The sequence below is a fragment of the Corynebacterium intestinale genome, from assembly GCF_023574125.1.
GTDB lineage: Bacteria > Actinomycetota > Actinomycetes > Mycobacteriales > Mycobacteriaceae > Corynebacterium > Corynebacterium hesseae.
In genome coordinates this window covers 1-26,462 of sequence record NZ_JAMKFF010000001.1, presented here as the reverse complement: position 1 = coordinate 26,462, position 26,462 = coordinate 1, and the positions used below count along the sequence as shown (strand labels likewise).

Here is a 26,462-nt window from a genome sequence, read left to right as displayed (position 1 = left end):
CTTTAGAGCTTTTCCATCGGCACACCACCGATGAGCATGAGGCGGACCTTGCCTGCTGAGCCGAAGTCCACGGTGACCGTCGCCCGCGCGCCGGTACCGGAGGCTTCGATGACCGTGCCTAGCCCGTATTTTGCGTGGTTGACACGGTCCCCCACAACTAAATTGAGATGGTTATTCTTCGGCATTGATGTCGCCGAAACTGATTTGCGCGAGCGCTGCGAAGGGGAAGACGCAGCGCTCCGCGAGCCATAGCCGCCGCCACGGGAACGGAAGAACCCGCTATCTGAGCCGAAGGTTCGCCCGTATTGGTAGGAATCATCTCCACCCCACGCGCCGGACAGCGAGCTGTCTAGTTCTTCACGGCGCCAGTCGATGAGGTCTTCCGGGACCTCGGCGAGGAAGCGGCTGGCCGGGTTCGTCACCGGGTTACCCCAGGACGAGCGGAGAATCGCGCGCGTGAGGTAGAGCTGTTCCCTAGCACGCGTAATACCCACGTAGGCGAGGCGGCGCTCCTCACTGAGCTCCTTCGGGTCCCCCAGGGAGCGCATGTGTGGGAATTGACCATCCTCCCAGCCGGTGAGGAAGACAACTGGGAACTCCAGACCCTTCGCGGTGTGCAGAGTCATCAACGTCACTACTCCGGACTCATGATCCGGAATCTGGTCTGCATCCGCCACCAGCGAGACCTTTTCAAGGAAGGCTTGAAGCGAGCCCGGCGCGGCTTCGCCTTCCGAGAGCTCCGGGGCTTCCTCTGCGTCTGCGCCCATAAAGGCCATCTCATTGGCCGCCTCAGAGCTGAACTCGCGGGCCACCGATACCAACTCGTTGAGGTTGTCTAGGCGCGCCCCGTCCTGCGGGTCATTGGAGTTTTCCAACTCCGCGCGGTAGCCGGTGGCGTCCAGAAGCGCGTTGAGCAGCTCCCCCAAATCCGGCTGGCCCGTCACCTCATTGACCATGCCCGGAATCTGTGCGCGCACGCCATCCATCATCTCGTTGAATTTGGTGACGGCATTCACCGCCCGCGTGCCAAGGCCTGCAACCTTTCCTTCCGCCGCATCACGGAGAGCCGCCCCAAAACTAACGCCAAGGTTCTCCGCATGCAGAGCGATCTGCGCCTGCGCCTTGTCACCGATGGCGCGTTTTGGCACGTTGATGATGCGGCGCAAGCTCACCGTGTCATCCGGATTATCCATAATGCGCAGGTAAGCCACCATGTCCCGGATCTCGCGGCGCTCGTAGAAGCGCGTGCCGCCAACCACCTTGTACGGGATACCCGAGCGCACGAAGATATCCTCCAACGCGCGGGAGGCGTTATTGGTGCGGTACATCACCGCAATATCGGAATACGCCGTGCCTTTATCCGCCAGGGAATCAATTTCCGAGGCGATATACCGCGCCTCGTCGTGCTCGTTATCCGCCACATACCCGACGATCTTGTCGCCTTGGCCGTGGGCGGTCCACAGATTCTTCTCGCGGCGGCCCTCATTCTTCGCAATCACCGCATTCGCCGCGTTCAGGATGGTCTGGGTCGAACGGTAGTTTTGTTCAAGCAGAATCGTGTGCGCCTGCGGGTAGTCCCGCTCGAACTCCTGGATATTCCTGATGGTGGCTCCGCGGAAGGCATAGATCGACTGATCAGAATCACCCACCACACACAGTTCCGGGGCATCCGGCGGCAGCTCGCCCCTGCCCACCAAGGCCGAAACGAGCGCGTACTGCGCGTGGTTGGTGTCCTGGTATTCGTCGATAAGCACATGCTTAAAGCGGCGGCGATAAAACTCCACCACCTGCGGGTGCTGGTTAAAGATGCGCACCACTTCCCCGATGAGGTCGTCGAAATCCACCGCGTTCGCGGCGCGCAGGCGGCGCTGATACTCCTCGTACACGCTCGCCACAGTGAGCTCAAAAGGATTCTTCGTCCGCTCTGCCTCCGCCCGGGCCTGCTCCGGGGAGATGAGCTCATTCTTGCGGTTCGAGATCTGGTTAGCCAAAACACGTGCAGAGTACTTCTTCAGGTCCAGCTGCATGTCTTTGGCAATCATGGTGAGCAGCCGGCGCGCATCATCGCCGTCATAAATGGTGAAGTTCGTGTTCAACCCCGGCACCAGCTGGGCATTGTTGCGCAAGATACGCACGCAGATGGAGTGGAAGGTAGACACCCACATCCGCTCAGCCACGGGGCCGACAAGCTGGCCGACGCGCTCCTTCATCTCCGCGGCTGCCTTGTTGGTAAAGGTAATGGCGAGGATCTGCCACGGCGCTACCCCGCGCTCGCGCATGAGATAAGCAATGCGACGGGTCAACACCGCGGTCTTTCCCGAGCCCGCGCCGGCCACGATGAGCAACGGCGAACCTGAATGCGTCACGGCCTCTTCCTGTTGCGGGTTTAAACCTTCCAGCAGAGGATCATTTCCTTGGCTGGAAGGGGCATCCGCGTTGTGCCCGGGCGCGGGAAACAGGCCACCGGCGGAGGTGTCGGCGGAAGGATCAGACGAAGAACGAGGCCTAAACGGAGAAGTGTTGTTCATAATGCTCTCCAACCTACTAGCACCACCGGACATTGCCGTCCACGCCGCTTCTTATCGACGAATACCGACGTCACGGCACGCGATTCCCGTTTGTCTTAGCGTGGTGGCACAATCTTCACTCATGAGCGCTTCACATCCTGACACCGCAGATTCGGGCTTAAACCCCGAGCACCAAGACCCCAACGTCGTGGACAACGGCCTCGACATTCGCATGCCCTCGGGCACGGATGACCCGCTCAGCGATGCTGAGATTCAGCGCTACCGCGAGGAGATCAACCGCCTCGACCGCGTTATCCTCGACGCTATTAAGCGCCGCACCGATATTTCCCGCACGATTGGTAAGACGCGCATGAGCTCGGGCGGTACCCGTTTGGTACACACCCGCGAAATTGCCATCCTCAATGAGTTCCGCGACGAGCTTGGCGAGGAGGGCCCCGCGATTGCCTCTGCCCTGCTGCGGTTGGGGCGCGGCAAGCTCGGCTAATCTAGCACCAACTCGGACTAATCCCCAACGCACGCGCACCTGAACTAGCGGTGTTTTAAGCTCTCAGCATGCATGTGTCCTCTCGCCCCGCTGTTGTTCTCACCGCAGCTGTCACTGCCTTAGTTTTGACCGCCTGCGGCAGCTTTTCTTCACCTGAGACCTCAAATTCCGCTACTCCACTCGACCATCCCTCCGTCAGCGACTCCGAACGCAGACAAGGTTCCGGAGCATCCGGAACAACGCAAGGCTTCGAGGAGGTCCTCGACGGCGATGCGATCTGGGATAACTCCACTGAAATCCCCCATGCAGAGCTGCTTGAGCCCCGCAATAACTTGTACAACGCACTAAAAGCCGACTACTATATGGACGTGGGAGTATTGACGCCGGGTGCGGCTATCTATAACCGCACGAATGATGGCCGGTGCTCTACCGGTCGTTTCGCCGGCGATGGGCAGCGCCTCTTTATCCTTACCGCCGGACACTGCGGGGACAAGGGCGACAGCTTCTACTATGAAGATCGCTCCGGCAGCGAGGTAGAGATAGGCCAGATGGTAATGAAGGCCAGCAACACCAACACAGATAGCATCAACTCGGCCGACATTGCGCTGATCGAAGTGTCCAACCCCGACGCCGAAGTATCTACCTCACCGGCGCTCAATGCGCCTTTAGCCGGATGGATGAGCCTGGAAGAAATCACGCGAAAGAAGCCCACGTTGTGCTTTGCCGGTTCCACAGCAGGCATTGCCTGCGACCCTTTCATCGACCGATTCGGTGATCAAGGGCTTTTCACCTTCGGCAGCTACAGCGATACCGGTGATAGCGGTGGTCCTGTCTACGCCTCCATCGACGGCAAACTATATGCAGTAGGGGTCGTGTCCTTTGGCGACTACCACGATTACTCCGGCTCCGAGACGGGCGCCATGGAGATCGCAAACACAATGAAGCAATTCGGCCTCAAGCTTTACGCCTAGCTCAACCCAGCGCAGCCTTCTGTCTCGGCACCGAAGAGATTTCTGGACTACGGTGGACACAGTAAGTTTCATGTCTGCTACCTGCCAGAAAGGCTTTTGCAATGGACATCACCGCTCAGCCGCAGTGGGCCGCGCTCACCTCGCTTTTTGAGAGCAAGAAGGACCTCAACCTGCGTGAGCTTTTTGCCAACTCCGCTTCCCGCGCCGCAGACTTTTCTTTCGATGCTGCGGGCCTGCACGTGGACCTGTCGAAGAACCTCATCGATGAGGAAGTCGTCACCGCTTTGGTGGATCTTGCCCGCGCCGCGGACGTCGAGGGCCGCCGCGACGCCATGTTCACCGGCGAGCACCTCAACAACACCGAGGACCGTGCTGTGCTGCACACCGCGCTGCGCCTGCCTGTGGAGAAGGACTTGAGCGTCGACGGCCAAGACGTCGCCGCCGACGTCCACGAGGTTCTGGGCCGCATGCGTGACTTCGCCACTGCGCTGCGCTCCGGTGCGTGGCTGGGGCATACGGGCCACACCATCAAGAAGGTCGTCAACATCGGCATCGGCGGCTCCGACTTGGGCCCCGCGATGGCTGCCAAGGCGCTGCGTTCCTACGAGGTAGCGGGTATCAGCGCGGAGTTCGTTTCTAACGTCGACCCGGCGGATCTCGCCGCGACTCTCGACGGCCTCGACGCCGGCTCCACCCTCTTCATTGTCGCTTCGAAGACCTTCACCACCCAGGAAACCCTGGCCAACGCTCACGCCGCACGCCGCTGGCTGATTGAGCAGTTTGATGGTGATGAGTCGGCCGTCGCCAAGCACTTCGTTGCCGTTTCCACCAACGCGGAGAAGGTCGCGGAGTTCGGCATCGACCCCCAGAACATGTTTGGCTTCTGGAACTGGGTGGGCGGCCGCTACTCCGTCGATTCCGCTATTGGTCTGTCCCTGATGTGCACCATCGGCCCACTGGACTTCATGCGCTTCCTCGAGGGCTTCCACGCCATGGACGAGCACTTCCGCACCGCGCCTCTAGAGCAGAACGTGCCGGTGCTCATGGGCCTGCTCGGCGTTTGGTACTCCAACTTCTTTGGCGCGCAGACCCACGCGGTGCTGCCTTACTCCGAGGACCTCGGACGCTTCCCGGCCTACCTGCAGCAGCTGACTATGGAGTCCAACGGCAAGTCCGTGCGCCGCGACGGCACCGCTGTCACCACCGGCACCGGTGAGATTTACTGGGGCGAGCCGGGCACCAATGGCCAGCACGCCTTCTTCCAGCTCATGCACCAAGGCACCCGCCTCATCCCGGCGGACTTCATCGGCTTTGCTCGCCCGAAGGAGGACTTCCCCACCGCGGACGGCACCGGTTCGATGCATGACCTGCTCATGGGTAACTTCTTCGCACAGACCAAGGTGCTGGCTTTTGGTAAGACGGCGGAAGAGATTGCCGCCGAGGGAGTGGACCCGGCTGTGGTCCCGCACAAGGTAATGCCGGGCAACCGCCCATCCACCACGATCCTGGCGGAGGAGCTCACCCCGCAGGCCCTCGGCGCGCTCATCGCACTCTACGAACACATCGTCTTCACCCAGGGCATCATTTGGGACATCAACTCCTTCGACCAGTGGGGCGTGGAGCTGGGCAAGCAGCAGGCCAATGACCTGGCACCGGCAGTCTCCGGCAAGGAGGAGGCCGCATCCGGCGACGGCTCGACCGATGCTCTGATCGGTTGGTTCCGCAACCACCGCTAAGCACTGCTTGGCGACGTCCCCTCGGCCGAACGGTCGGGGGTTCACCCGTTTTTAACGGGCAATCGACGTGTGGGATCGCCAACGCCGCGGAGGCCCTGTGGGCGTCCGCGTGTCCTTTGTGTTGCGTGGCGGTTTACCCGCCGGGCGGTCCGAGTCCGCGTTGCGCGGCTTGATATGCCACTTGAGCGGTGATTGGTTCTCCCCAGGGCGGGATGTAGTCCACACCGCCGCGAATCCTAAACACGTAGCCAGCACCTGTTGGTTTCTCTGGGTCGTCATCATTGACGCCGTTGTGATAGGCACACAACATTGTCAGGTTCGGTGGATCGGTGGTACCTCCTGCTTTCCACGGCACTAGGTGATGCACCTGGGCATAATCAGCAGGTTTATTACATCCCTTCCTGGCACAGGTGGGATGCTCGGCGCTGGCCATCATGCGCTGCTCAAACCCGGCTAAACGCTTCATCCGGTGCAGCCACACCGGCCCGATCGTGGGGTGGATGAGGGTTACGTAGCCGATCTCGGCAAACTTATAGTTCAGAAACTCCGCGCCGGTCATCCGGCCGCCATTAGTTAGCTCAAGCACGATGTCATCGCCGTCGCCGCTCACAATCTTGTCGAGCTTGTCCAAAGTAACGACCACGCTGGTGAGCACCGCCGGTTTGGTACCGCCGTGAGATTTATTGAAGAAAACGTGCCTGGAAGCGTCAAGCAGGTTGTCCTTGTTGATGGATTCCAGCACGCCGCGCATCTCGGTGACGGTCAGAGGGTCATCAGTAATGGTTAGCGAGTGCGGCCCATCAGCACGGTAGGTCATGCGCACCCCGGGCGTGGGAATACGTTTGGGCTTGAGCTCCTTTAAGCGCTTTGCCGCCACGGCGGGAATGCTGTGGGCGGGCGTGCCGGCGAGCTTTACACGCAAGTTCCACGCGTGCAGCTGGTTTTTCAGCTTGACGGTATAGGACTCAATAAGGCTCAGCGTGGCCAGATCATGACCTTGTTCGGCGGCTCGGCTACGGGCAGTGCGTTGCTTACCCGTGAACTTGGTGGCGCCGAAGTAGATGTAGTTTAAGCGCGCCAGTTCGACGGCGTCAGCTGATGAAGCGCCGAGTGCGCGTAATCGCTTCTCGCCTCCTACCGCTTGCTTCACCAGTGTGATCCCCGAGTTGCGGTAGGAGAAATAGGTTTCTAAATCCCCCATGACTCAGAACCCTAAAGCACCCCAGGCAACCCCGCAACCGAAGAGATACTCGTTAGAGCTTAATCATCGATTCCCAGCCAAAGGGGATGTGGTCAGAGTCCACGATCTTGCGGCCGAACGGGAAGCACGTCACCGGGATCATCTTCAGGTTGGCCAGAGCCACCGGGATGCCCACGATGGTCACGGCCTGCGCCGCTGCAGTGGTGACGTGGCCGATAGCCAGCCACAGGCCAGCGACAAGGAACCAGACAACGTTAGAGAACCGAGACATGCCACCGGTACCTTTGACCGGTTGAATGACGGAGCGCCCAAAGGGCCACAGCGCGAAATTCGCCATACGCATCGAGGCCACACCGGCAGGAATCGTCACGACGGGGATGCAGGCCAGGATGCCTAAGAGAAAGTAGCCCAGTGCGAGGACAAGGCCACCAGTTGCCAACCAGATGATGTTCAAAATGATCTTCATGCATCCCAGCCTAGCGATGCGGCTGGCAATGCGGACACCACCAGATGACGCGCTCCAACTCTCCTTCATCGCCGCCGGTGTCCACTCCACCCAGCGTGGACTTCTCAATGAGCATTCCGCAGCGCCGGCAGCGTTGACGGTTGCGCCCGAAGACGTAAGTTGTCTCCCCTGCCCTTTTCACGCCGGTGGTCACACGTACCGGCGAGTCTCGGTTGGCCCAGATGAGGCGGCGGGAGATGGTGAGGATCTGGGGGACGTCGACAAGCGCTACCGGTGTTGCTGGATGAACGCCGGCTAGGAAGCAGATCTCGGCGCGGTACTCGTTGCCCAAACCCGCCACGTTGCGCTGGTCCAAAAGTGCGGCGCCGATGCTGCGTTGGGGGCGCGACTCGATGCGGCGAACGGCCTCCTCGAATCCGCCTTCTTCCCATTCTGGCGCGAGGATGTCGGGGCCTAGGTGCGCCATGCGCTGCTCAAACTCGCGGGCTGGAAAGACCTCGACCAGCCCTAGCCAATGCCCTACCAACTCAATATCACGCGGGGTATTCTCCATCTGCAGCACCACGCGTGCGCTGTGGCCGGGCTTGCGCCAGCGGTCCCCGGCATAGTGGATGGCCCACGTGCCCTCCATCTTGAGGTGGGTATGCAGGATGAGCTCGCCGCCGAAATCCATGAAGAGGTGCTTGCCATAAGGCCAGACCTCGTCGCACACCAGCCCGTCGAAACGCACGGTGGCATAGCGCGGCACGCGCAGGGAGGAATGGGTCACACGCCGGCCTTCCATGAACTGCAGCCGGTTCGACAGCTGCAGAACTGAATCACCCTCAGGCACAGCAGAACCTCCTCACCAAACGGGTGTCTACTCTACCGGCGCGTCCTTTCCCGCACCGAATGCCAACACGCCCGGCTCCCATGGGGTGACCACGTGCTGGCGAGACAGATCTTCGATCTTCTTCACGCCGAGCAGCTGGAGGGTGTTCTTGAACTCTTCCGCCAGCAGCTCAATGACGCGGTCGACGCCTTCCTTGCCGCCGGCCATCAGCCCGTAAAGATAGGCGCGGCCGATGAGGACGAAATCCGCCCCCAGAGCCAGCGCAATGGCGATGTCGACGCCGGACATCACACCGGAGTCATAGATGATTTCCACATCCGGTCCCACCTCTGCGCGCACGGCCTCAAGGGCCTGGAGGGTGTTGACCACGCGGTCGAGCTGGCGCCCGCCGTGGGAGGACACCACGATGCCATCCGCGCCAAGGTCGATGACCTTGCGCGCGTCCTCGGGGTTGACGATTCCCTTGACGAAGAGCGTGCCCTTCCACTGCTTGCGAATCCACGCGAGGTCCTCGAAGTTGAGGCCTGGGTCAAACATGGTGTTGACCAGCTCGCCCAGGGTGCCGGTGGTTGAGGTCAACGACGCGAAGGTGACGGGGTCCGTGGTGAGGAAGTTGAACCACCACTCGGGACGCCACGCGGCATCGAAGATCGTGCCGGCGGTCAGGCGCGGCGGGATGCGCATGCCGTTGCGGGTATCGCGCAGGCGCTGGCCCGCCACGGGCGTATCGACGGTAACCACGAGGGTGTCGTAGCCGTTGGCGGCAGCACGCTCGATGAGTTCTTGGCAGGCGGAGTGGTCCTTCCACAGGTAAAGCTGGAACCAGCGGCGCCCGCTATTGCCTTGCGACGCCGCGACCTCCTCGACCGAGCGCGTGCCCATCGTGGAGAGCATAAACGGGATGCCTGCGTCGCGGGCGGCTTGGGAACCGGCGTCCTCGCCCTCGGCATGCATGAAGCGGGTAAAGCCGGTCGGCGCGATGCCGAAGGGCAATGCTGCCGGCTCGCCGGCGATCTCGGTGTTTAAAGAGATGTCGTGTGCGCCGTTGAGCACGTTGGGCATGAGGCGAACGTCGCGAAAGAAATCGCGGGATTCGCGGTAGCTGACCTCATCGCGGGCGGCGCCATCGACGTAGTCAAAGGCCGCCTTCGGGGTGCGGCGCTTGGCAATCTTGCGCAGATCCCACACATCAGCGGCCTCTGCCAGGCGTGCTGCCCGGCGGTCGAGGTTGGGTGCTTCGAACCGCATGAGGTTCTTGAGCTCGGACACGTTGGGCAGTTGGCGCTTCAGCCGCATGAAAACAAGACTCCTTTTCTATTGGGCTATCAGCTTTTGAGGTTAGACCCATGAAAAGCCCGTGGGCTAAATGAAGGTGAATATCATTCAGCGGCGTCGGCGGCGCGGGCGGAAACCACCTGGGCTGCCCGGTGCAGTCGATGAACCACCAGACTCAGTGGAATCCTCCGGATCATCGAAGGTGAGCTCCTCCATCGCCTCGACGGCACGGCGCCCACCGCGACGTGCGGGACGGTAAGGCTCGGCGGAGCGCGCGGCTTCTCCAGATTGGCCGTGCTGTCCTGCACGGCCGGAAGAGGCGGTGTGGGCAGAGCCAGTAATCCGCACGCCCTTCGGGGTTAGTGCCGCACCCAGTGCACGCAGTTCGCCGCCGAGCTTCGACTCGAAGATAGGCCGACCGTTCGCCTTCTCAATAACCACCTTGCTCAAGCGCCCGGCGGCAACCAGCTCGTTGAGTCCTGCAAGCACTGCGGCTAGTACCTCGGTGCGCTCGATTCCCTCAGGAAGGGCGTTGAAGAACGTGGTCAGTGTCTTCCCGCCGCGGGTCAGGTGCGCCACCGGCAAGCCATCCATGAGCACCACCAAGGCACCCGCGGCGCGGGTCGGCCGGGCCGCGGATTCGCCGGCATCCGTAGTGGGCCACGACAGCGCCGCACCATAGGGGTTGGCCGGGTCGGTCGCGGCAAGGACATAGGCCTGCGGCTCGCGGGTGCCGGAGGGCCAGCCCGTAACATCGGGGGAATCATCCACGCCGCGCAGGCGATCAATGACCGCAGGCGTGGAGAACTGCGCGGCCCCCAAGCCTTCAATGACATAGCCGCGCATGGCCTTGCCGGATTCCTCGAAGCCGGAGAGCACTTTATAAGCCAGGGCGAAGCCACCCAGGACGTCCTCGGCCACCACGGATCCGCGGGTGAGCACGCCGTAGCGGTCCAACCAGGCCTCGCCGTGCGCGATGGAGCGCGACGTCGCATCCGTGGCGGCGGGCACGGACAGCGACCACCGCCCCACCACGTCTGGTGCGGCCTGCGCACCAGACACATTGAGCGATTGCGCAAAGGAAGTGCGCCCCATGCGCAGTCGCGAACGCGATGGTCTGCGCCGCGCGCGATGCGCCGCACGCCCAGCGGGACCGCCTGCGGCAAGGTGGGCCCGGATAGGAGCGAAGGAATCGGGGCTGACTAGGCCAGCCTCCACCAGTCCCCAGAGGGCCTCGCGAACCTCCTCGGGCGTACCGCTCAGCTGCGGTTGAATATCGGAGATAAGATAGCTGCCGCCGCCCTGTAAGGCCTCGAGCAGCTGGGTTTGCAGCATGGACAAGCCCACCTCCTCTGCAGAAACCTGCGGGGCGAGCTGTGCGGCATAGTCCGCCGGTAGCAGCATGATCCAGGGGTCGTTCGAGCCAGCCTTGCCCGCGCCCACGATAAGGACCTCGCCGCCGGTGGTCAGCTCATCGAGCATCGTCGGCGAATAGTCCCCTACACGCGCAGGCAAGATGAGGCTCTCCCAGGCAGAGGCTGGCAGGCGCACCCCGGCCAGCTGCTCGATGACCGCAAAGACGCCGTCCACCCCGCGCAGCACCGGGCGCCGGCCCACCGCCGCCACCTGCTGCCAGTCAGGGAGGAAACGCCCAAAGGCCGCAGGCGAAACCGGCTGCGTGGCCGCCCGCGCGGCCGCCAGCGAGCGCGATCGGATGACCTTGAGCACCTCCGCCGCGCAGTACTCCTGCTCCTCCACGCCCTGCCGGTAGTGCCCAGCCAGGATGGAGTCCAGCCCATTGAGCGTGGAATGCGTCACCGCGGCCGACAGGCCAAAGGCCTCCTGCACATCGCGCGCCACAAAGGGCCCGCGCGTGCGCGCCCAGCGGCTGACTAACTGATCCAGGGCGTCGGTAATCGTGGCCTGCTGGGCGGGGATGCCGGGCGGGACGGGGATGCCCAGGCCGTCGCGAAGCAGCGGCGCATCAAGCGCCTGGGCCACGTGCTCGCGGCCGTTGATGCGCACCCGCATGATCCGCGCACCGAGCGCATCGAGTGCACTCAATGGCACCGTGGCGTGCGCGCCGAACTCCTCGACCGGGATGGGGCCCAGCACGCGCAGCAGGTCCGCGACCTCCTCGGTGGTCCGCGCCTGGCGTTCTACAGTGGTGCGCTGCAGCTGGGCGTGGACTTCAGCAATAACTTCAGCGGAGAGAAGCTCGCGCAGCTCCACCGTGCCCAGAAGCTTCGCCAACAGCGCGGGGTCTAGGGCCAAGGCCGCCGCGCGCTTTTCCGCCAGCGGCGAGTCGCCCTCATACATGAACGCGCCGGTGTAGTTGAACAGCAGCGAAGACGCAAAGGGCGAAGGCTGCTCCGTGGTGACCTCCGCGATGCGAATGCGGCGATGCGCCAGCTCCCGCATGACCTCCGTGAGCGCCGGCAGGTCGTAGACGTCCTGCACGCACTCGCGCACGGTCTCCAGGATGATGGGGAACGAGGGGTAGTTGCGGGCGACGTCGAGAAGCTGCTCCGCGCGCTGGCGCTGCTGCCACAAAGGCGCGCGCTTGCCCGGGTTACGCCGCGGCAGAAGCAGCGCTCGCGCCGCGCACTCCCGGAAACGAGAAGCAAAGAGCGCGGAGTTTCCCACCTGCTCGGTGACGATGTCCGCTATCTCATCGGCGTCAAAAAGAAAGAGCGCAGCATCCGGGTCCGCCTCCCCCTGCGGCAGGCGCAACACGATACCGTCGTCGCCCGCCACGGCCTGCGCGTCCATACCGGTGCACTCCGCCACGCGCTGACCCACCGCCAGCGCCCACGCCGCATTCACCGGCCTGCCAAACGGGGTGTGCAATAGCACGCGCCAATCCCCCAGCTCATCCGTGAAGCGCTCCAGCAGCAGCGTCTTTTCATCCGGGATGAGCCCGGTGGCCTCGTTCTGCTCGTGCAAGTAGGCGGCGATGTTGCGCCGCGCGTTCTCATCGGCGCCGCGCACCACGGACGGATCCGCGTACGCCTCCCGCCGGAATGCACCCAACGCCTTGCCCAGCTCATAGGGCCGCCCCGCAGAGTCACCGTTCCAGAAAGGCAAACGCCCCGTGTGCCCCGGCGCGGGAGTTACGAGCACCTGGTCGCGCGTAATCTCCTCCACGCGCCAGCTCGTCGCGCCCAGAGTGAAGATATCCCCCACCCGAGTTTCATAGACCATTTCCTCATCAAGCTCACCCACACGGCGCGGCGCGGAACCGGCCTCACCAGTTCCCACCAGGAACACCCCAAACATGCCGCGGTCCGGAATGGTGCCGCCGTTGGTCACCGCCACGCGCTGCGCGCCGGGGCGCGGGGTGAGCACGCCCGTCACGCGGTCATAGACCACCCGGGGTTTCAGCTCCGCAAAATCCGTCGAAGGATACACACCACTGACCAGGTCCAGCACGGAGTCGAAGACCTCGCGCGCCAGGTCCTTATAAGGCCAGGCGCGGCGCACGGTGTCGTACCATGTGTCGGCCTCTAGTCCCTCGCTCGTGCCCGCGCTTGCCGACGCCACCACCGCCGCCACCGTCTGCTGCGCCAAGACATCCAACGGGTTGCGCGGGGAGTGCATCTCTTCGATGAAGCCCTCCTCCATGCGGGCGACGGTGAGTGCTGATTGCACGAGGTCCGCACGGTGCTTGGGATAAAAGGATCCGTGCGAGACCGCGCCGACGGAGTGCCCGGCGCGGCCCACGCGCTGCAGGCCCGAGGCCACCGAGGGCGGGGACTCCACCTGCACCACCAGCTCCACCGCGCCCATGTCGATGCCCAGTTCCAGGGAGCTCGTGGCGACCACGGCCTTGAGCGTGCCTTCTTTAAGCATGGTCTCCGTCAGCGCGCGCTCATCCTTGGATACCGAGCCGTGGTGCGCGCGGGCGATGACGGCAGGGGCCTTGCCGGCGACGTCCACTTGCTTCATCAGCTGGGCCGGGTCGCGCCGGGTAGCCGGGCTCAAGGACTCTGGATCGTGTTCTTGGGCGTAGAGCTCGTTGAGCCGGCTGGTGAGCCGCTCGGCGGTGCGGCGTGAGTTGACGAAGACGAGGGTGGAGCGCTGCTCCATGATTTCGGCGTAGAGCTCTTCTTCGATGAAGGGCCAGATGGATTTCGCCGTGGGCAGGGCGGAATCTCCCACTCCGCGTTGCACGCGCAACGCATCCTGGGGGCCTTCGGTGATGCCAAGGGGGTCGTCGACAGTCGCCTCCCCGATGGGGGAACCCTGCTCCGGGGTGGGCAGGTCCGACATGTCCTCGACCGGCACGTGGACGTCGAGCTGCCAGCGCTTCTTTGCGGGCGGGGCGATGATATCCACGGGACGGTCGCCGCCCAAGAAGTTCGCAACCGCACTCAACGGCCGCACCGTGGCGGAGAGCCCGATGCGCTGAAACTCCCCGGCAATGAGCCCGAGGCGCTCCAGAGTCAGCGCTAGGTGCACGCCGCGTTTCGTGCCGGCCAGCGCGTGGATTTCATCGATGATGACGGTATCCACGGTCTTCAAAATCCCCGCCGCCTTGGAGGTGAGCATCAGGTAGGCCGATTCCGGCGTGGTAATGAGGATGTCCGGTGGCTTGCGTACCTGGCGGGAGCGCTCTGCCTGCGGGGTATCCCCCGAGCGCACGCCGACGGTAATATCCGGCACCTCCAGGTCCAGCCGTTCGGCGGTGCGGGCAATGCCGTTGAGCGGGGCGCGCAAATTGTTCTCCACGTCCACGCCCAGGGCCTTGAGTGGTGAGATATACAGCACTCTCACACCATCTTGAGCGCCCTCGCGGGAGAGCTCATTGCTCAGCGGCAGCGCGGTCTGGCCCTCGCGCTCCACCAGGGAATTCAAGGCCCACAGGAAAGCCGCGAGCGTCTTACCGGAACCGGTTGGCGCCACAACCAGTGCGTTCGCACCGCCGGAAATCGCCTCCCATGCCTGCTCTTGGACCGGGGTGGGGGCAGCAAATACGTCGGCGAACCAGCCAGCAACCTGCGGGCGGAATTTCGCCAGAACGTTTTTGGACATGCCCTACTGTATCGCGCGCGCTAATCTGGTCACTATGACCGTTGAGATTTCTGATTCCCGTCTGACCAACTCCCTCGCCGATGGCTGTGGCGAGATCCTCAAAGGCGTGCGCAACGGTGGCCTGCTGCGCGGCTTGGCGCTGGGTGATGCCGGCGATGAAGCCGCTCAGGAATGGATCGCCCGCGTCCTTGAGCAGCACCGCCCGCAGGATGGCGTCCTGTCGGAGGAGGCCGCCGATGATTTGAGCCGTTTGAAGAAGGACCGCGTGTGGATCATCGACCCGCTCGACGGCACCAAGGAGTTCGCTACCGGCCGTCAGGACTGGGCCGTGCACATCGCGCTGGTGGAAAACGGCACCCCGATCCACGCGGCCGTCGGCATGCCAGACATGGGCGTGACTTTTAAGTCCTCCGATGTGCGCGCGGTGACGGGCCCGCTGTCGAAGAAGTTCGTGGTCTCTCGCAACCGCCCGCCGAAGGTTGCGGGTTATGTTGCGGAGAAGATGGGCTTTGAAACTGTCGGCGCGGGCTCCGCGGGCGCGAAGGCCATCCACGTGCTCTTGGGTGACTATGACGCTTATATCCACGCCGGCGGTCAGTACGAGTGGGACCAGGCCGCCCCGGTGGGCGTGGCTTTGGCTGCGGGCCTGCACTGCTCGCGTCTGGACGGCTCCCCCATCAAGTTCAATAACGAGGACACCTTCATCCCGGATCTGCTGATCTGCCGCCCGGAGCTAGCAGACGAGATTCTGGAACACGCCGCCGCCTACGCGGAGGCCAACGGCGGTTACTAGGTTTCTCGTGCTGCGTTACCCTTCTATGCAGCACAGCTAGGTTAAATCCCCAACTCATCTGCAAGACGAGAGACCATTCGAGCATTTAACTCGTGGTGGTCATGCAGCGTGTCTTTGCCGAGGTATCCAAATACCTCGGCATTTATTACGCCAATAATACTTATCCACGCTTCAAGCGCCTTTTCCATGACGTCAGCGGAAAGTTCTACATCAAGCTCATCAGCGGCTGCGGCAAGGTCGCGCGAGAACTGAGAGGAACGCGGTTCTAACTGTTCAACCGAGGCCTCAGTTAACAACTCGGCCAGACGCCGACTAACTTTTGTACCCGCGACCGCAGTCTCTGAAGCTGGCGCTTCGTATCCAATGATGGGCGTGCCATAAATTAGCGCCCACCTTTGAGGAAACTTCAAAGCCCACGCCCTCATAGCAAACACAAGGCGCAGGAATCTGTCCCGCGTCTCGGTAGCCTCACCGATTCCTCGCGCGACGGCATCATCAAGTGCTTCAAACGCATCAACGATCAGCATCGTTAATAGGTGGGCCCTGTCGGGCACATAGCGGTAGATACCCGAAGAAACTATCCCCAAATCACGTGCAATTGCACGAAGATTCAAGGCTTCTGGGCCGCCTTTATCAAGTTGCTCCCGCCCTACCTCAACAATGCGCAACATCGTCTGTTCGCGAGCACGCGCTCTTGGGGTCATTGACATATAGAAACTATATCAACAAGAAAGAGAGCACTGCTCTTGAATCTGAATAACTGCAATTATAGAATTAGAGAGCACTAGTCACTATTTAGAGCAGAGGTCACCTAATGCATTTTCTCATCACCGGGGCAGGCCCCGTGGGCCGATCACTTTCACGCGAACTCGCTAAAAGAGGGCACACATGCACAATCATGACGCGATGGCAGCCCCATTTCGCCGCCAGTAGGAACGTGCAGTTCAAGAAAGGCGATGCAACACACAGTGACGCCTATCCAGAACAGATCGACGGAATTGCCCACTGCATCCATGCCCCATACGACGCACAAAAGTGGCGCGACCTGCTCATTCCAGCTGAAGAAACCGTGCTAGAGGTAGCCGCCAAACGGGGTATCCCCGTTGTCTTTCCCGAATCGATGTATGGGTTCGACCAGAATTACGAGGTAATTTCGCCTGACACTCCCCTCGCCCGATCTCGCAATGGCAAACCTGGCGTTCGAGCGGCCTTAATCGAGAACCGCCTAGCTTCCCCTGCACGCACGACCTCAGTGATCGCATCCGACCTGTATGGCCCTGATGCCGGCCCCGGATGCGTTTACCATCAGCTCATCATCGGGAAGAAGCGTCCCCTTGCTCTTTTTAACGCACACGCTAAACACTCGGTCACGTACCTTCCCGACTTCGCCCGTGCGCTAGCTGACGCACTACTGGACGAATCGACACCCCCTATAGTTTCCACGCCTTGCGCGCCCGCGCTCACCCAAGCTGAATTTGCTCGAAGCGCCGGATGCCAACACTCCCCCATCACGATTCGCCCATGGATGCTGAAGCTAGGTGGCATTGTCAGCACGGACCTGCGAGGCCTACAAGAAATGAGATACCTGTGGGACCGTCCCTCCATTCTTACCGGAACTAAGTCCTCATGGCAGGCGACCCCAACCGACGAAGCATTAAAGGCTATTCATCAAGCTCAGTCGGCGTAGTGACAAATCCAACCACTAGTAGCCCTGCCTCACTACCTAAGACTTTTTGAACGCTCTACACTTGGACGTCATGAGTGAAACTCCCACTGCTTCTTCATCCCTCAAAACACCGTACGAGGACCTCCTGCGCCGTGTCCTCGAAGAAGGCGCACCCAAAGGTGACCGCACTGGTACCGGCACCCGTTCCCTCTTCGGCGCCCAGCTGCGCTATAACTTGGCGGAGTCTTTTCCTTTGCTGACCACCAAGAAGGTCTACTTCCACGGTGTGATTGGTGAGCTGCTCTGGTTCCTACGCGGCGAGTCCAACGTGAAGTGGCTGCAGGAAAACAAGGTCCGTATCTGGAATGAGTGGGCCGATGAGGACGGTGAGCTGGGCCCTGTCTACGGCGTGCAGTGGCGCTCCTGGCCCACGCCGGATGGCCAGCACATCGACCAGATCCAGGTCGCCCTGGACACGCTCAAGAACAACCCGGATTCGCGCCGCAACTTGGTCTCCGCGTGGAATGTGTCTGAGCTGGACAAGATGGCGCTCATGCCCTGCCACCTGCTCTTCCAGCTCTACGTCGCGGACGGCAAACTCTCCATGCAGGTCTACCAGCGCTCCGCGGACATGTTCCTCGGTGTTCCCTTCAACTTGGCCTCCTATGCTGCGCTGACCCACATGTTTGCCCAGCAAGCAGGCCTCGAGGTGGGCGAGCTCATCTGGACCGGTGGGGATTGCCACATCTACAACGACCACATCGAACAGGTCAAAGAACAGCTCTCCCGCGAGCCGCGCGAATACCCGCAGCTCAAGCTCCACAAGGCCGAAAGCCTCTTTGACTATGACTTCGATGATTTTGAAGTCATCGGCTACGACCCCCACCCCACCATCAAGGCACAGGTCTCCGTCTAATGCTGGGCGCAATCTGGGCCCAGTCCCTCGACGGTGTCATCGGTGACGGCGTGGTCATGCCCTGGCACGTGCCGGAGGACCTCAAGCACTTCAAGGAAGTCACCATGGGCGCGCCCGTCATCATGGGCCGCAAGACCTGGGAGTCCCTCAACCCCAAATTCCGCCCGCTGCCAGGCCGAGAGAACATTGTGCTGTCCAGCCGTCAGCCGGGCGAATGGTCCGCGGGTGGCACCGTGGTGGACAACCTCGACTCCGCACTTGACGCCACGCTTGACGACGCCTGGATCATCGGCGGCGGCCAGCTCTATAGCTCCGCTCTCGATCGCGTGGATACCATCGAGCTCACCCTCATGGGCGTGCAGGTGGGCGATGCCTACGGCGACGATGCCGTACTGGCCCCGAGCGTTCCTGAGGCGTTCAGCTTGTCTGCCGATTCCGACTGGCTGACCTCACAGTCCGGACACCTCACCATCCCCGGGCAGCCGCCGAGTGAGCTGCCCATGAGATACCGATTCCTCACCTACGACAGAAAGGCTGCTGCATAATGGCTACTACCCCGGAAACCACCGAGCACGTCACCATCTTCTTCGCCGATTGGTGCCCGTTCTGTGCCAAGCTGATCAAAAACCTGGACCGCACCGAAACCCCATACGAGCTCGTCGACGTCGAAGCCGACGCCCCCGACACCGCCGACATCAACGCATGGATTGAATCCGTCAACGACGGCAATCGCATCGTGCCCACCGTCCTTTACTCCGACGGCACGCACGCCACCAACCCTTCCGCCAGCGAGGTCCGCGCCAAGTACGCGGAGCTAGCCGGCGAATAAGCCGAGCAACCAGCGCGACCAAAGGCGACGCTTTTACCGCCGCCCTAAGCGAGGCTGCTAGTCTTACCTAGGTGCGCAACGCACCCCCGCCCCAGTAGCTCAGGGGATAGAGCACGGCTCTCCTAAAGCCGGTGTCGGAGGTTCGAATCCTCTCTGGGGCACGCTGTGAAGTCTCGAGACATCGTTCCGGTCGGTGTCTCGAGATTTTTCGTTTTCAGAGCCGAGGCCGACATTCACGGTAGATAAGGGCCAGAAATTTGAAATTTTTCGACCTTATTCACCGTGAATGACAGTGACAGGTGTGCGAGACCTAGTTCCGACCTCAGCTGTTGTTCATAGGTTGAGACACACTTCTAGAACTGCTCCTGAAAGCGCTAAAAGCAGCAGAGCTGGCCATCACACGGGCCTATTTCCAGCAGCCGTCACTTCGGTGCGGAAAGACGCAGAGGATCGATGTCTCAAGACATCACTTTTCATCGTGCCTGGGCAGTCTTGGCTTCAGGGTTTTCTACCGAGTCGATGTGGTGAAACATCTGGGCTGGTTAGACCGGAACGATGTCTCCGAACCAGACAGCAACTAGAATTCGCTAACGGCGTCCAGCCGCTGCTCGTTTCACATCAGACGCCATTTATTGGCTTATGTTCTCGGACGCAAGCCGCGCGTAAACGAGGGTATCGGTCCATTCCCCCTTGCTAAACCAGTCCTGGACGTGATGCGCTTCGAGCCGGAGCCCAACGCGGTTAGCAAGTGCTGCGGAGGCACTGTTTCGAGCGTCCATCTGTGCGGTAATGCGGTGGAGATTGTAATGATCAAACCCGAGGGCAAGCACCGCGCGAACGGCTTCGCTTGCGAATCCTTGCCCACCGTGTGCCGGGTCCAGAACCCACCCGATCTCGCCCTGGCGGTGCTCCTTATCTGTGAGCCACAGTGCAGCGTCTCCTATGGGGGTGCCGCCATGCTCGATAACTAGTGCTAGTGCAGCAGTCTCACCATCGAGGTCAGTCTTTGATAGCCGCTCCGCAAGACTGTCACGGGTGACTTCCATAGTCCATGGCTCGTCCAACAGGTAACGAGCAACGTCAGGTTGCGAGTACAGCTCGTGAAGCCATGCGACATCGCCCGTCTCATGCAGACGAAGTCGAAGTCGTTCCGTAACCAACGGCCACTTGAATGTGGGCACGAGATCGCGCTGGTAATGGAACAATTCTTCGCGCTGCCCTGCAGGCGTGGTCCCTAAGCCTCGTCCGGTCTCGCGGAATCCCGCCGTCGTCAAGCAGTGCTGGGAGGCCTTGTTTTCCGGAAGCGTGCGTGCCGTCAAGGTTCGAAGTCCACTAGTGCGCGCGAAGCGTGATGCAAGCTCCAAGCCCCGACCGGCATGCCCACTCCCTCGCGCACCGGGATGAATCCAGAACCCGACCTCTGCAGCCTCGGAGCCGACATCAAAGAGAACCATGGAACCCACAAACTGGTCGGTCTCGGCGTCGGCAAGTGCAAGGACTGCCAACGTGCCGGACGAAAGGCCCGTCGCGACCTCTTCCCTGATCATCCGTCGCACGGACTCGGGGGTGTAGTCAGGTTCAGGTAGATGAGCGAAGCGCCGCACAGCTCCATCTTTGGTGCCTGCTGCATACGCATCTGCGTCCAGTTCGGAGAGAGGGCGCAGGCAAGTGTTCTCAAAAGTGATCGGAAGGTTGGTGGCATCCAGCATGTGCCCAAAACTAACATAGTTCGGATAGGTGGTTCAAGCAGGTTTAGTTATGCTGGTGTGGTGAGTTACTGGGAACATCAAAAGCCTGTGCAGCGTCTCCGCGCCGTGGATATTGCGGAGGTTGCTAGAGCATCGGTAAGGCTGTTGGACGAAGGTGGATTGAGGGCTCTCACCATGAGAGCTGTGGCGCAACAGGTGGGCGTCGCCCCAGCTAGCTTGTACTCCCACGTAGAGTCAGTCGACGACCTATTCGACCTCGCCCTCGATACAGCGCTTGCAGATGACCCCGCAATGTCCGAGTCGATTAGCAGCGCCGACCTACCCACCCTGATGCAAGCTTTCTTCACGCACCTCACGGCCCACCGGTGGGCTGGTCAGGTCATTGGTATGCGCGCCCCCAGAGGCCCTGCTTACTTGGCACTATCTGAGAGTATGTGCATCTTACTCGAACGAGAGGGCGTCCCGGATCCATTGGGAACTGCCTACGGGCTATCAAACCTAGTAATCGGCGCCGCCCTGACCGCCCCTATGGCGCCCGACGAAAAGCGTGTTGCCATCAACCCCGAACAAGCCCCGACTTATGCGCGCCTCCATGCGGCGCACCACATTAGCCCACAAGAGATTCTCTCCGAGGGCATCAAGAAACTCTTGTCGTAACGGAACCATCCAATTTCGGGCAGCAGTAATGTGAGGAAGACTCGAAATGACGAGAGGAAGCCCAGCCGGGCTTGTTGTGAAGTGGCTGGGCTAGGGATTACTCGACTGCCCCGCTTGTCATGAGTCGCGACATGCTTGACAGGTGAGTCGCGACATCGGTGGCAAACCGTCACAGGGCTTGTTCGCTTTCTTTTTCTCACTTTTCCGTATGTGTTTACTTAGAAACACACTCTTGGAATTGAGTTAGACTCTCTAGTGGTCGAGGCGACTGGCAATCTTTACTGAGTTGACGGAGGCACGTTGTACGACGTCGTAAGACAGGCTTATGCAAAGCGCGCTCCCGAATACACCGAAGCCTTGGGATCAATTAAGGACATGAGTCCTCAGGACGTATTACTCATCTCTGAGTGGGGAAAGGCGGTTAATGGTCCGGTGCTGGATGCGGGGTCGGGGCCCGGACACTGGACAGACTTATTGCGGACTTTGAAATGTGAAGTAGTCGGGCTTGATATGGTCTCAGAGTTCATTGGAATTGCGAAGGATAGATTTCCCTCCACCAACTTCGTTTTGGGCGAATTGTCGGAGATTCCGCTTAGGTCCTCCAGTCTCGGGGGGATACTTGCTTGGTACTCGTTAATTCATTTGCGACCAGATGACTGGGGTCTGGTTCTAACTGAATTCGCAAGGACCCTTAGGCCGGATGGCTCCCTTCTTCTCGGAGCGTTTTTAGGAGAGCAAGGCACCCCCTTCGAGCATGCAATTACCGAGGCTTATTACTGGTCAGAGGTAGAGCTTCTCAAGCAGCTGGACTCAGCTGGTTTTCAGCCAATTTCTGTCCATTCTCGATGCACGAATGGTTTTCGGCCGCATCTAGACGTCCTTGCACGGCGTTGTTAGAGGGAACGCCTTTTGCATTTTGGGCAATGACTATTGCGGCAACAGGCACGTAGATCCGGTAAGGGCAGTTGTGACGAAGGCTTGGCCGTAGACTCAGCCTGCGTATCCGATGGTGGGATATGGCACGTCAGGCAACCAGACCGCTCAGATTTCCCCTCAGAGTATAGACTTTCGAGATTAGCCCAGCTCAACTGCTAGAAACCGGCCCAGCCGGAGACACTTTTTGAGCCTTAATCCACCGGCGGGTTGATACCACATATCCGTTCCCTTCTTGAGGTGGAACAACATCGCTGCGTCCACGAGATTGCTTATGCCTGTCCATGCTCAATTGGAGCTCCGACTCGTGGCACTTCGACTTTCCCGTTTCAACCACCATTTACCGTGAACGTAAACATTCCTTCATCGAAGTGCGGATTATCCCCGAGCATGCGCGGCAAAGAACGACCAGCCCAGTCGATGGGAACAGTACTTAATCTGCCTGAGCCTTCTCATTAATGCGGGCAGCGCACTCAGTCGGGTTTTCGAGAGACACAATCAACCGGTCAAAGCGTTCATCTTTAAGCTCGATAACAACGGCGTTTTCGTAGCCGTTGATGTTCCAGAATTGGCGGCCACCGTCAGCGTAAAATGTGCCCGAAAGTTTCTGGCCACTGCGCAGCCCGGGTGCTCGAAAACCTTTCGGTTCATGCTTCATTCCTGGGTCATGAGTAGCTCCGCGAACGTGACTCCAGGGCACTGCAATACTGCGGGTTAAGGACCACATTTTATCCAGACCGCGTGGCTCAATAATGAGTTCTTTGTCCGCCAGAGTGAGCTTGTTGTTCATGATGTTTCTCCTTATTTTTCGATTCTTTGAGAGCGGGCAAGCAGGTGCTGCCCTAGTGAGCTTGGGTCACTGAAGCACAGTTCATAAGCCTGTTGGATGAGTTCCCGTAAATCCTTACTGACAGGCGCCACCTCAACCAGTGCCACCACTACGAAGTCCTTTGACTCTTCCGACACTTGCCCGTTCTTGGCTTGGGCACACACCGCGTCCGCCGCAGCACGGAACAACCCATGCTTTGAGCCATAAATGTTGTAGAAGCTAGAGCGGTTGAGCCCAAGCTGATTCACCACGACATCGACTGACACTGCGTTAAATCCACTCCCGCCAAACAGTGCAATGGCGCCAGCAAGAACTTCCGCTTCATCAAACTTACGAGGTCTACCCATGAGTTTCATACTACCCGTTCCAGAATGATTAGTCCATAACTCGACCACGATTAAGTTGCATCGAAGTTCACTCGGGCGAATGCCCTTGCAAACAAATAGGATCTGAAATCCCGCGGCGGTTGTGAGCACTATTTGGTCGATACGCCTCCTGTCAGGTCCGACACTCTTGTTGCAGGTACAGATTGGCATTTAAGCCCTCAGATCTACCTGGTTTTTAGTCTTTCTTTTCGAGAACGCACCACGGCATCAAAAATCCCCCGCCTCATTGTGAAGCGGGGGACGGAGTTTCGGGAGCTGAGCGCTAGTTCAGGCCCGGAATCTTCGGCAGCTTCGGCTGCGGGATATTGAGGCCGAAGAGTTGGTTGATGGTGGGGATGAGGCCATAGGCCGCGCCGCCGAGGACAGCGACGATGGCAACGATGGGCAGAATGACCTTCGCGCCGCGGCTGGAGCCAGCGAAGAAGGCCTGGCCCATGTCGTCGACGGAAGACTCGTTCGCGTCGGACGGCTCCTCATCCTTTACGGCGGGACGGGCGGTCAGCCACTGGTCGGAGTCCAGAACGCCCTGGGTCAGGCGGGTCTCACCAATCCAGCCGTACCACGGGTCCTGCGGCTTGCGGTTATCAAAACCGGCGCCCATGACCCACTGCAGGTCACCCGGGAGGAGGCCTTCAGCGTCCTTGGCGTTGCGCAGGATGGGGGCGCCATTGATGAACATCTCAACGGTATCGGAATCCGGCTTGTTTACTACGGCGATGTGCATCCACTCATCGGTGGGAACCTCGTGGGACCAAACGGTGGAACCTTCACCTTCCTTGGGCTCCGCCCACCAGCGCAGCTCACGCAGGTTGGAGATGCCGAACATGACGGTGGGGTCGGTGTCATCGGAGCCGTCGACAAGCTCAGCGATGCTGGAGTCGCGAGAGAGCGCACTCCCCCAGCCGTGCTCAGAACCGTTGAAATCCTTCGGAATCTTCACGAAGGACTCAAAGGTGTAGCCCGCAGAGGTATCGACCTTGTTGATGTCAGCGCCCTCCTTGGAACGGAACTCCGCCATCGCGGCCTTGCCAGCTGGGTCGGACCAGTAAAGGGAGCCGGAATCGGAGGACAGCGGGTGGTGGTCGGTGCTGTAGGTGATGCGCTCGCCAACATTGGACGGGCCGCCTTCGCGAACCAGGTCGCCGGCGCCGTCAGCACCGAAGGCATCCGGAATGACTGCACCTTCGGTGGCCACGTCGCCGTCGGCAAGCTGCGCGCCGTCCTTGTCCTTGGTCTGGCCCGGGCGCCAGTGGAAGACGGTCTCATCAGCCTTCACGAAGTCATTCGGGCCCTCCGGAAGCTGGTCCTGCGGAATGGTGTACGGGGTGTAGCCTTCCTCTGCGATGTCGCGGGCCTTCTGGCCAAGGTCCGGGTCATTCTCATCGCCGATGCTCCACTCCGGGGCAAAGTCAGCGAAGCGCTCTTTGAAGTTCAGCGGCACGTGGTAGCTATCGCCCTTGCCGTCGAGGATGAGCTTGTCGAACTGCGTGAGCTCCTCCGCCGGCTTCTGCGCCACCCACGGGGACAGGGCGGTCATCTCCAATTCGTTGCCGGAGAGGTCAAACTCCAGCACGCCGAGCTGGCCATTGCCGCCCTGGTAAGCCATCTGGTAGTCCTGCAGGATGCCGATGACGTCGTGGCCAGCATCGTTCTTGTCCACTCGGTAGCCCGCGCCGTGGTGATGGCCGCCCATGGTCAAGAAGATCTGGTCGTTCTTCTTAATGAACGTGTCCCACAGGCCCTGGCCATAGTCATCGGAGTAGAAAACCTCGCCAGCACCATCGATGTTGAGCACCTCGTGGCTGGTGAGGATGACCGGCAGGTCCGGGTGCGCATCGAGAACGCCTTGCGCCCACTCCAGAGCCGCATCATCCGCGCGCCAGCCCAGCGCCAGGACCAGGTACTTCTGGCCCTCGGCCTCAAAAATGTGGTACTCGGAGTCATTGTTGACCGCGGTGTGGCGCTCTTGGAAGGTTTCCGGGTTGGCGGTCTTGGCGCGCTCGGCACTGAAGTAGACGTCGTACGGGTGCGCTGACTTATCCTCAATCATGTCGTGGTTGCCCGGCAGGATGGAGTAGTTCAGGTCGGAATCATCGAGGACCTTCATGGCCTCGTCGGCAACCTTCCACTCGCCCTCGACGTCCGCTTGGTCCACCACGTCACCGAGGTGGGTAGCAAAGTCCATGTTGAGCGCCTGCTGGTTCTTCACCAGCCACTCGGTCTGCGCCTTGAAAGGCTCACTGCCATAGCGCGCCTGGGCCAGGTTGCCAGTTTCCGGAGTGGAGTAACGAGAATAGAACTGGGTATCCGGCAACACGCCGATGCTAAAACGCGAGCCCAGGCCTTCTGCTGGTTCAGCGGCGGAGGCGGGGACGACGAGGAACGTACCGGCCACCGAGGCGGTGACCACGGTGCCGAGCAGGCGGCGAGAAGTCATAGATCTTCCAATCACAGTGAATAAAGCCAAAAGAGACATAAGAAATGTATTCTCCATAGCTTGCTCTCACGTAAAGACCGCATGAACGCCCGTTTAAATGATTTCCCGCCGCTAGGATGAACGCTCATGAGCAACATCACGAAGAAATATGACGTCGACGTCACCCGCGTAGATACCGGCCACTACCGCGCCACGAATGCTGCGGGCGCCAGCCTCGAATTCGGCACGGGCGAAGGCATGCTGAGCCCGGTCGAGCTGCTCCTTGCCGCCGTAGCGGGCTGTTCGGCCGTCGACGTTGACGTGGTCACCTCCCGGCGCACGGAGCCGGAGCTTTTCGACGTCCACGTGGAAGGCACCCGCGTCAACGAGGACGGCGCCTCCAGGCTTAGCGACGTCGACGTGGAATTCTCCCTCCGCTTCCCTGATACCGACGCCGGCCGTCAGGCCCAGTCCATGGTGGAGCGCCTCGTGCGCATCTCCCACGAGAAGGACTGCACCGTGTCCCGCACAGTAGAAAACCCCACTAACGTCACGTTCCGCACGACCCAGCCCTAAGCCCACTCCGCTTTAAGCGAAGGGGTTATCTTTGGGCGAAAGATCCTCCTCCCAGGAATTTACGAAGGGGTTGCCCATCGCTTCGCGCACGTTGCCTAAGCCTGTGATGTCTATGGAGTTTTTGGACACGGAGTCTAATGGCTTTTTGGACGGGGAGTCCAGATAGTTTTTGGTCACGGAGTCCAAAGACTTCCTTGTCGTGATGTCTCAAGACTTTTTGGACAG

23 protein-coding genes, 1 tRNA gene and 1 pseudogene are annotated in these 26,462 nt (G+C 60.7%); 13 read left to right on the top strand and 12 right to left on the bottom strand.

What is annotated here, in order from left to right; translation table 11 throughout:
- Positions 1–2: 2 nt before the first annotated feature.
- On the bottom strand, positions 3–2,528 hold the full coding sequence (pcrA, locus tag M5J06_RS00115; RefSeq protein WP_250223653.1) for a DNA helicase PcrA: 2,526 nt from the start codon (positions 2,526–2,528) through the stop codon (positions 3–5).
- 121 nt (positions 2,529–2,649) lie between these two features.
- Here pcrA and M5J06_RS00110 point away from each other — a divergent pair, with 121 nt between their 5' ends.
- The 3 genes from M5J06_RS00110 to pgi all read left to right on the top strand — a co-directional run bounded on the left by M5J06_RS00110 (position 2,650) and on the right by pgi (position 5,719).
- Positions 2,650–3,012, top strand: a complete 363-nt coding sequence (locus M5J06_RS00110) for a chorismate mutase (RefSeq protein ID WP_070686363.1) — start codon at positions 2,650–2,652, stop codon at positions 3,010–3,012.
- Between the two features lie 68 nt (positions 3,013–3,080).
- Positions 3,081–3,983, top strand: a complete 903-nt coding sequence (locus tag M5J06_RS00105; protein WP_250223652.1) for a chymotrypsin family serine protease — start codon at positions 3,081–3,083, stop codon at positions 3,981–3,983.
- Positions 3,984–4,084: 101 nt separating this feature from the next.
- Complete coding sequence (pgi, locus tag M5J06_RS00100) at positions 4,085–5,719, top strand: glucose-6-phosphate isomerase (RefSeq protein WP_250223651.1); 1,635 nt, start codon at positions 4,085–4,087, stop codon at positions 5,717–5,719.
- Positions 5,720–5,852: 133 nt separating this feature from the next.
- Here pgi and M5J06_RS00095 read toward each other — a convergent pair whose 3' ends face one another.
- From M5J06_RS00095 to M5J06_RS00075, 5 genes are all read right to left on the bottom strand, one after another.
- Entirely contained in the window at positions 5,853–6,920 is a 1,068-nt protein-coding gene (locus tag M5J06_RS00095; RefSeq protein ID WP_250223650.1) for an HNH endonuclease signature motif containing protein, read from the bottom strand.
- Between the two features lie 52 nt (positions 6,921–6,972).
- Positions 6,973–7,386 (bottom strand): YccF domain-containing protein, encoded by a 414-nt coding sequence (locus M5J06_RS00090; RefSeq protein ID WP_049155174.1) that lies wholly within the window; start codon positions 7,384–7,386, stop codon positions 6,973–6,975.
- A gap of 10 nt (positions 7,387–7,396) precedes the next feature.
- Complete coding sequence (locus tag M5J06_RS00085) at positions 7,397–8,218, bottom strand: DNA-formamidopyrimidine glycosylase family protein (RefSeq protein WP_250223649.1); 822 nt, start codon at positions 8,216–8,218, stop codon at positions 7,397–7,399.
- Positions 8,219–8,245: 27 nt separating this feature from the next.
- Positions 8,246–9,514 (bottom strand): alpha-hydroxy acid oxidase, encoded by a 1,269-nt coding sequence (locus tag M5J06_RS00080; protein WP_250223648.1) that lies wholly within the window; start codon positions 9,512–9,514, stop codon positions 8,246–8,248.
- 87 nt (positions 9,515–9,601) lie between these two features.
- Positions 9,602–14,527: an ATP-dependent helicase gene (locus tag M5J06_RS00075; protein WP_250223647.1), complete on the bottom strand. Its 4,926-nt coding sequence runs from the start codon at positions 14,525–14,527 to the stop codon at positions 9,602–9,604.
- A 34-nt stretch (positions 14,528–14,561) separates the two neighbouring features.
- Between M5J06_RS00075 and M5J06_RS00070 the strand changes: the two genes are divergently transcribed.
- Entirely contained in the window at positions 14,562–15,320 is a 759-nt protein-coding gene (locus M5J06_RS00070; protein WP_186312204.1) for a 3'(2'),5'-bisphosphate nucleotidase CysQ, read from the top strand.
- 41 nt (positions 15,321–15,361) lie between these two features.
- On the opposite strand, the gene M5J06_RS00065 is transcribed toward M5J06_RS00070, so the two are convergent.
- Positions 15,362–16,030 carry a TetR/AcrR family transcriptional regulator gene (locus M5J06_RS00065; protein ID WP_101736194.1) on the bottom strand — a complete coding sequence of 223 codons (669 nt, stop codon included), beginning with the start codon at positions 16,028–16,030 and terminating at the stop codon, positions 15,362–15,364.
- Between the two features lie 104 nt (positions 16,031–16,134).
- Between M5J06_RS00065 and M5J06_RS00060 the strand changes: the two genes are divergently transcribed.
- The 5 genes from M5J06_RS00060 to M5J06_RS00040 all read left to right on the top strand — a co-directional run bounded on the left by M5J06_RS00060 (position 16,135) and on the right by M5J06_RS00040 (position 18,892).
- Entirely contained in the window at positions 16,135–17,007 is an 873-nt protein-coding gene (locus M5J06_RS00060; protein ID WP_250223646.1) for an NAD-dependent epimerase/dehydratase family protein, read from the top strand.
- Positions 17,008–17,077: 70 nt separating this feature from the next.
- On the top strand, positions 17,078–17,902 hold the full coding sequence (locus tag M5J06_RS00055; protein ID WP_101736192.1) for a thymidylate synthase: 825 nt from the start codon (positions 17,078–17,080) through the stop codon (positions 17,900–17,902).
- Entirely contained in the window at positions 17,902–18,447 is a 546-nt protein-coding gene (locus M5J06_RS00050; RefSeq protein ID WP_101736191.1) for a dihydrofolate reductase, read from the top strand. The genes M5J06_RS00055 and M5J06_RS00050 overlap by 1 nt, the downstream gene beginning before the upstream one ends.
- A complete protein-coding gene (locus M5J06_RS00045) occupies positions 18,447–18,731 on the top strand; it encodes a mycoredoxin (protein WP_101736190.1) in 285 nt (94 codons plus the stop codon). Before M5J06_RS00050 ends, M5J06_RS00045 begins: the two co-directional genes overlap by 1 nt.
- A gap of 88 nt (positions 18,732–18,819) precedes the next feature.
- Positions 18,820–18,892: transfer RNA gene (locus tag M5J06_RS00040), tRNA-Arg, on the top strand.
- A 468-nt stretch (positions 18,893–19,360) separates the two neighbouring features.
- Here M5J06_RS00040 and M5J06_RS00035 read toward each other — a convergent pair.
- Positions 19,361–20,440 (bottom strand): GNAT family N-acetyltransferase, encoded by a 1,080-nt coding sequence (locus M5J06_RS00035; protein ID WP_250223645.1) that lies wholly within the window; start codon positions 20,438–20,440, stop codon positions 19,361–19,363.
- Between M5J06_RS00035 and M5J06_RS12415 the strand changes: the two are divergent.
- The 3 genes and pseudogenes from M5J06_RS12415 to M5J06_RS12410 form a co-directional block, all read left to right on the top strand.
- Positions 20,441–20,683, top strand: a pseudogene (locus M5J06_RS12415) (helix-turn-helix domain-containing protein); the annotation flags it as partial.
- Positions 20,684–20,872: 189 nt separating this feature from the next.
- On the top strand, positions 20,873–21,097 hold the full coding sequence (locus M5J06_RS00030; RefSeq protein WP_250223644.1) for a hypothetical protein: 225 nt from the start codon (positions 20,873–20,875) through the stop codon (positions 21,095–21,097).
- A 375-nt stretch (positions 21,098–21,472) separates the two neighbouring features.
- Complete coding sequence (locus tag M5J06_RS12410; RefSeq protein ID WP_367615187.1) at positions 21,473–21,994, top strand: class I SAM-dependent methyltransferase; 522 nt, start codon at positions 21,473–21,475, stop codon at positions 21,992–21,994.
- Positions 21,995–22,463: 469 nt separating this feature from the next.
- Here M5J06_RS12410 and M5J06_RS00025 read toward each other — a convergent pair whose 3' ends face one another.
- The 3 genes from M5J06_RS00025 to M5J06_RS00015 all read right to left on the bottom strand — a co-directional run bounded on the left by M5J06_RS00025 (position 22,464) and on the right by M5J06_RS00015 (position 25,682).
- Positions 22,464–22,820 (bottom strand): hypothetical protein, encoded by a 357-nt coding sequence (locus tag M5J06_RS00025; RefSeq protein ID WP_250223643.1) that lies wholly within the window; start codon positions 22,818–22,820, stop codon positions 22,464–22,466.
- 11 nt (positions 22,821–22,831) lie between these two features.
- On the bottom strand, positions 22,832–23,206 hold the full coding sequence (locus M5J06_RS00020; protein WP_250223642.1) for a TetR/AcrR family transcriptional regulator: 375 nt from the start codon (positions 23,204–23,206) through the stop codon (positions 22,832–22,834).
- A 301-nt stretch (positions 23,207–23,507) separates the two neighbouring features.
- Complete coding sequence (locus M5J06_RS00015; protein WP_250223641.1) at positions 23,508–25,682, bottom strand: LamG-like jellyroll fold domain-containing protein; 2,175 nt, start codon at positions 25,680–25,682, stop codon at positions 23,508–23,510.
- Between the two features lie 126 nt (positions 25,683–25,808).
- On the opposite strand from M5J06_RS00015, the gene M5J06_RS00010 reads away from it, so the two are divergent.
- Positions 25,809–26,237 (top strand): OsmC family protein, encoded by a 429-nt coding sequence (locus M5J06_RS00010; RefSeq protein WP_144015160.1) that lies wholly within the window; start codon positions 25,809–25,811, stop codon positions 26,235–26,237.
- 12 nt (positions 26,238–26,249) lie between these two features.
- Here M5J06_RS00010 and M5J06_RS00005 read toward each other — a convergent pair whose 3' ends face one another.
- Complete coding sequence (locus tag M5J06_RS00005; protein ID WP_250223640.1) at positions 26,250–26,414, bottom strand: hypothetical protein; 165 nt, start codon at positions 26,412–26,414, stop codon at positions 26,250–26,252.
- Positions 26,415–26,462 lie beyond the last annotated feature (48 nt).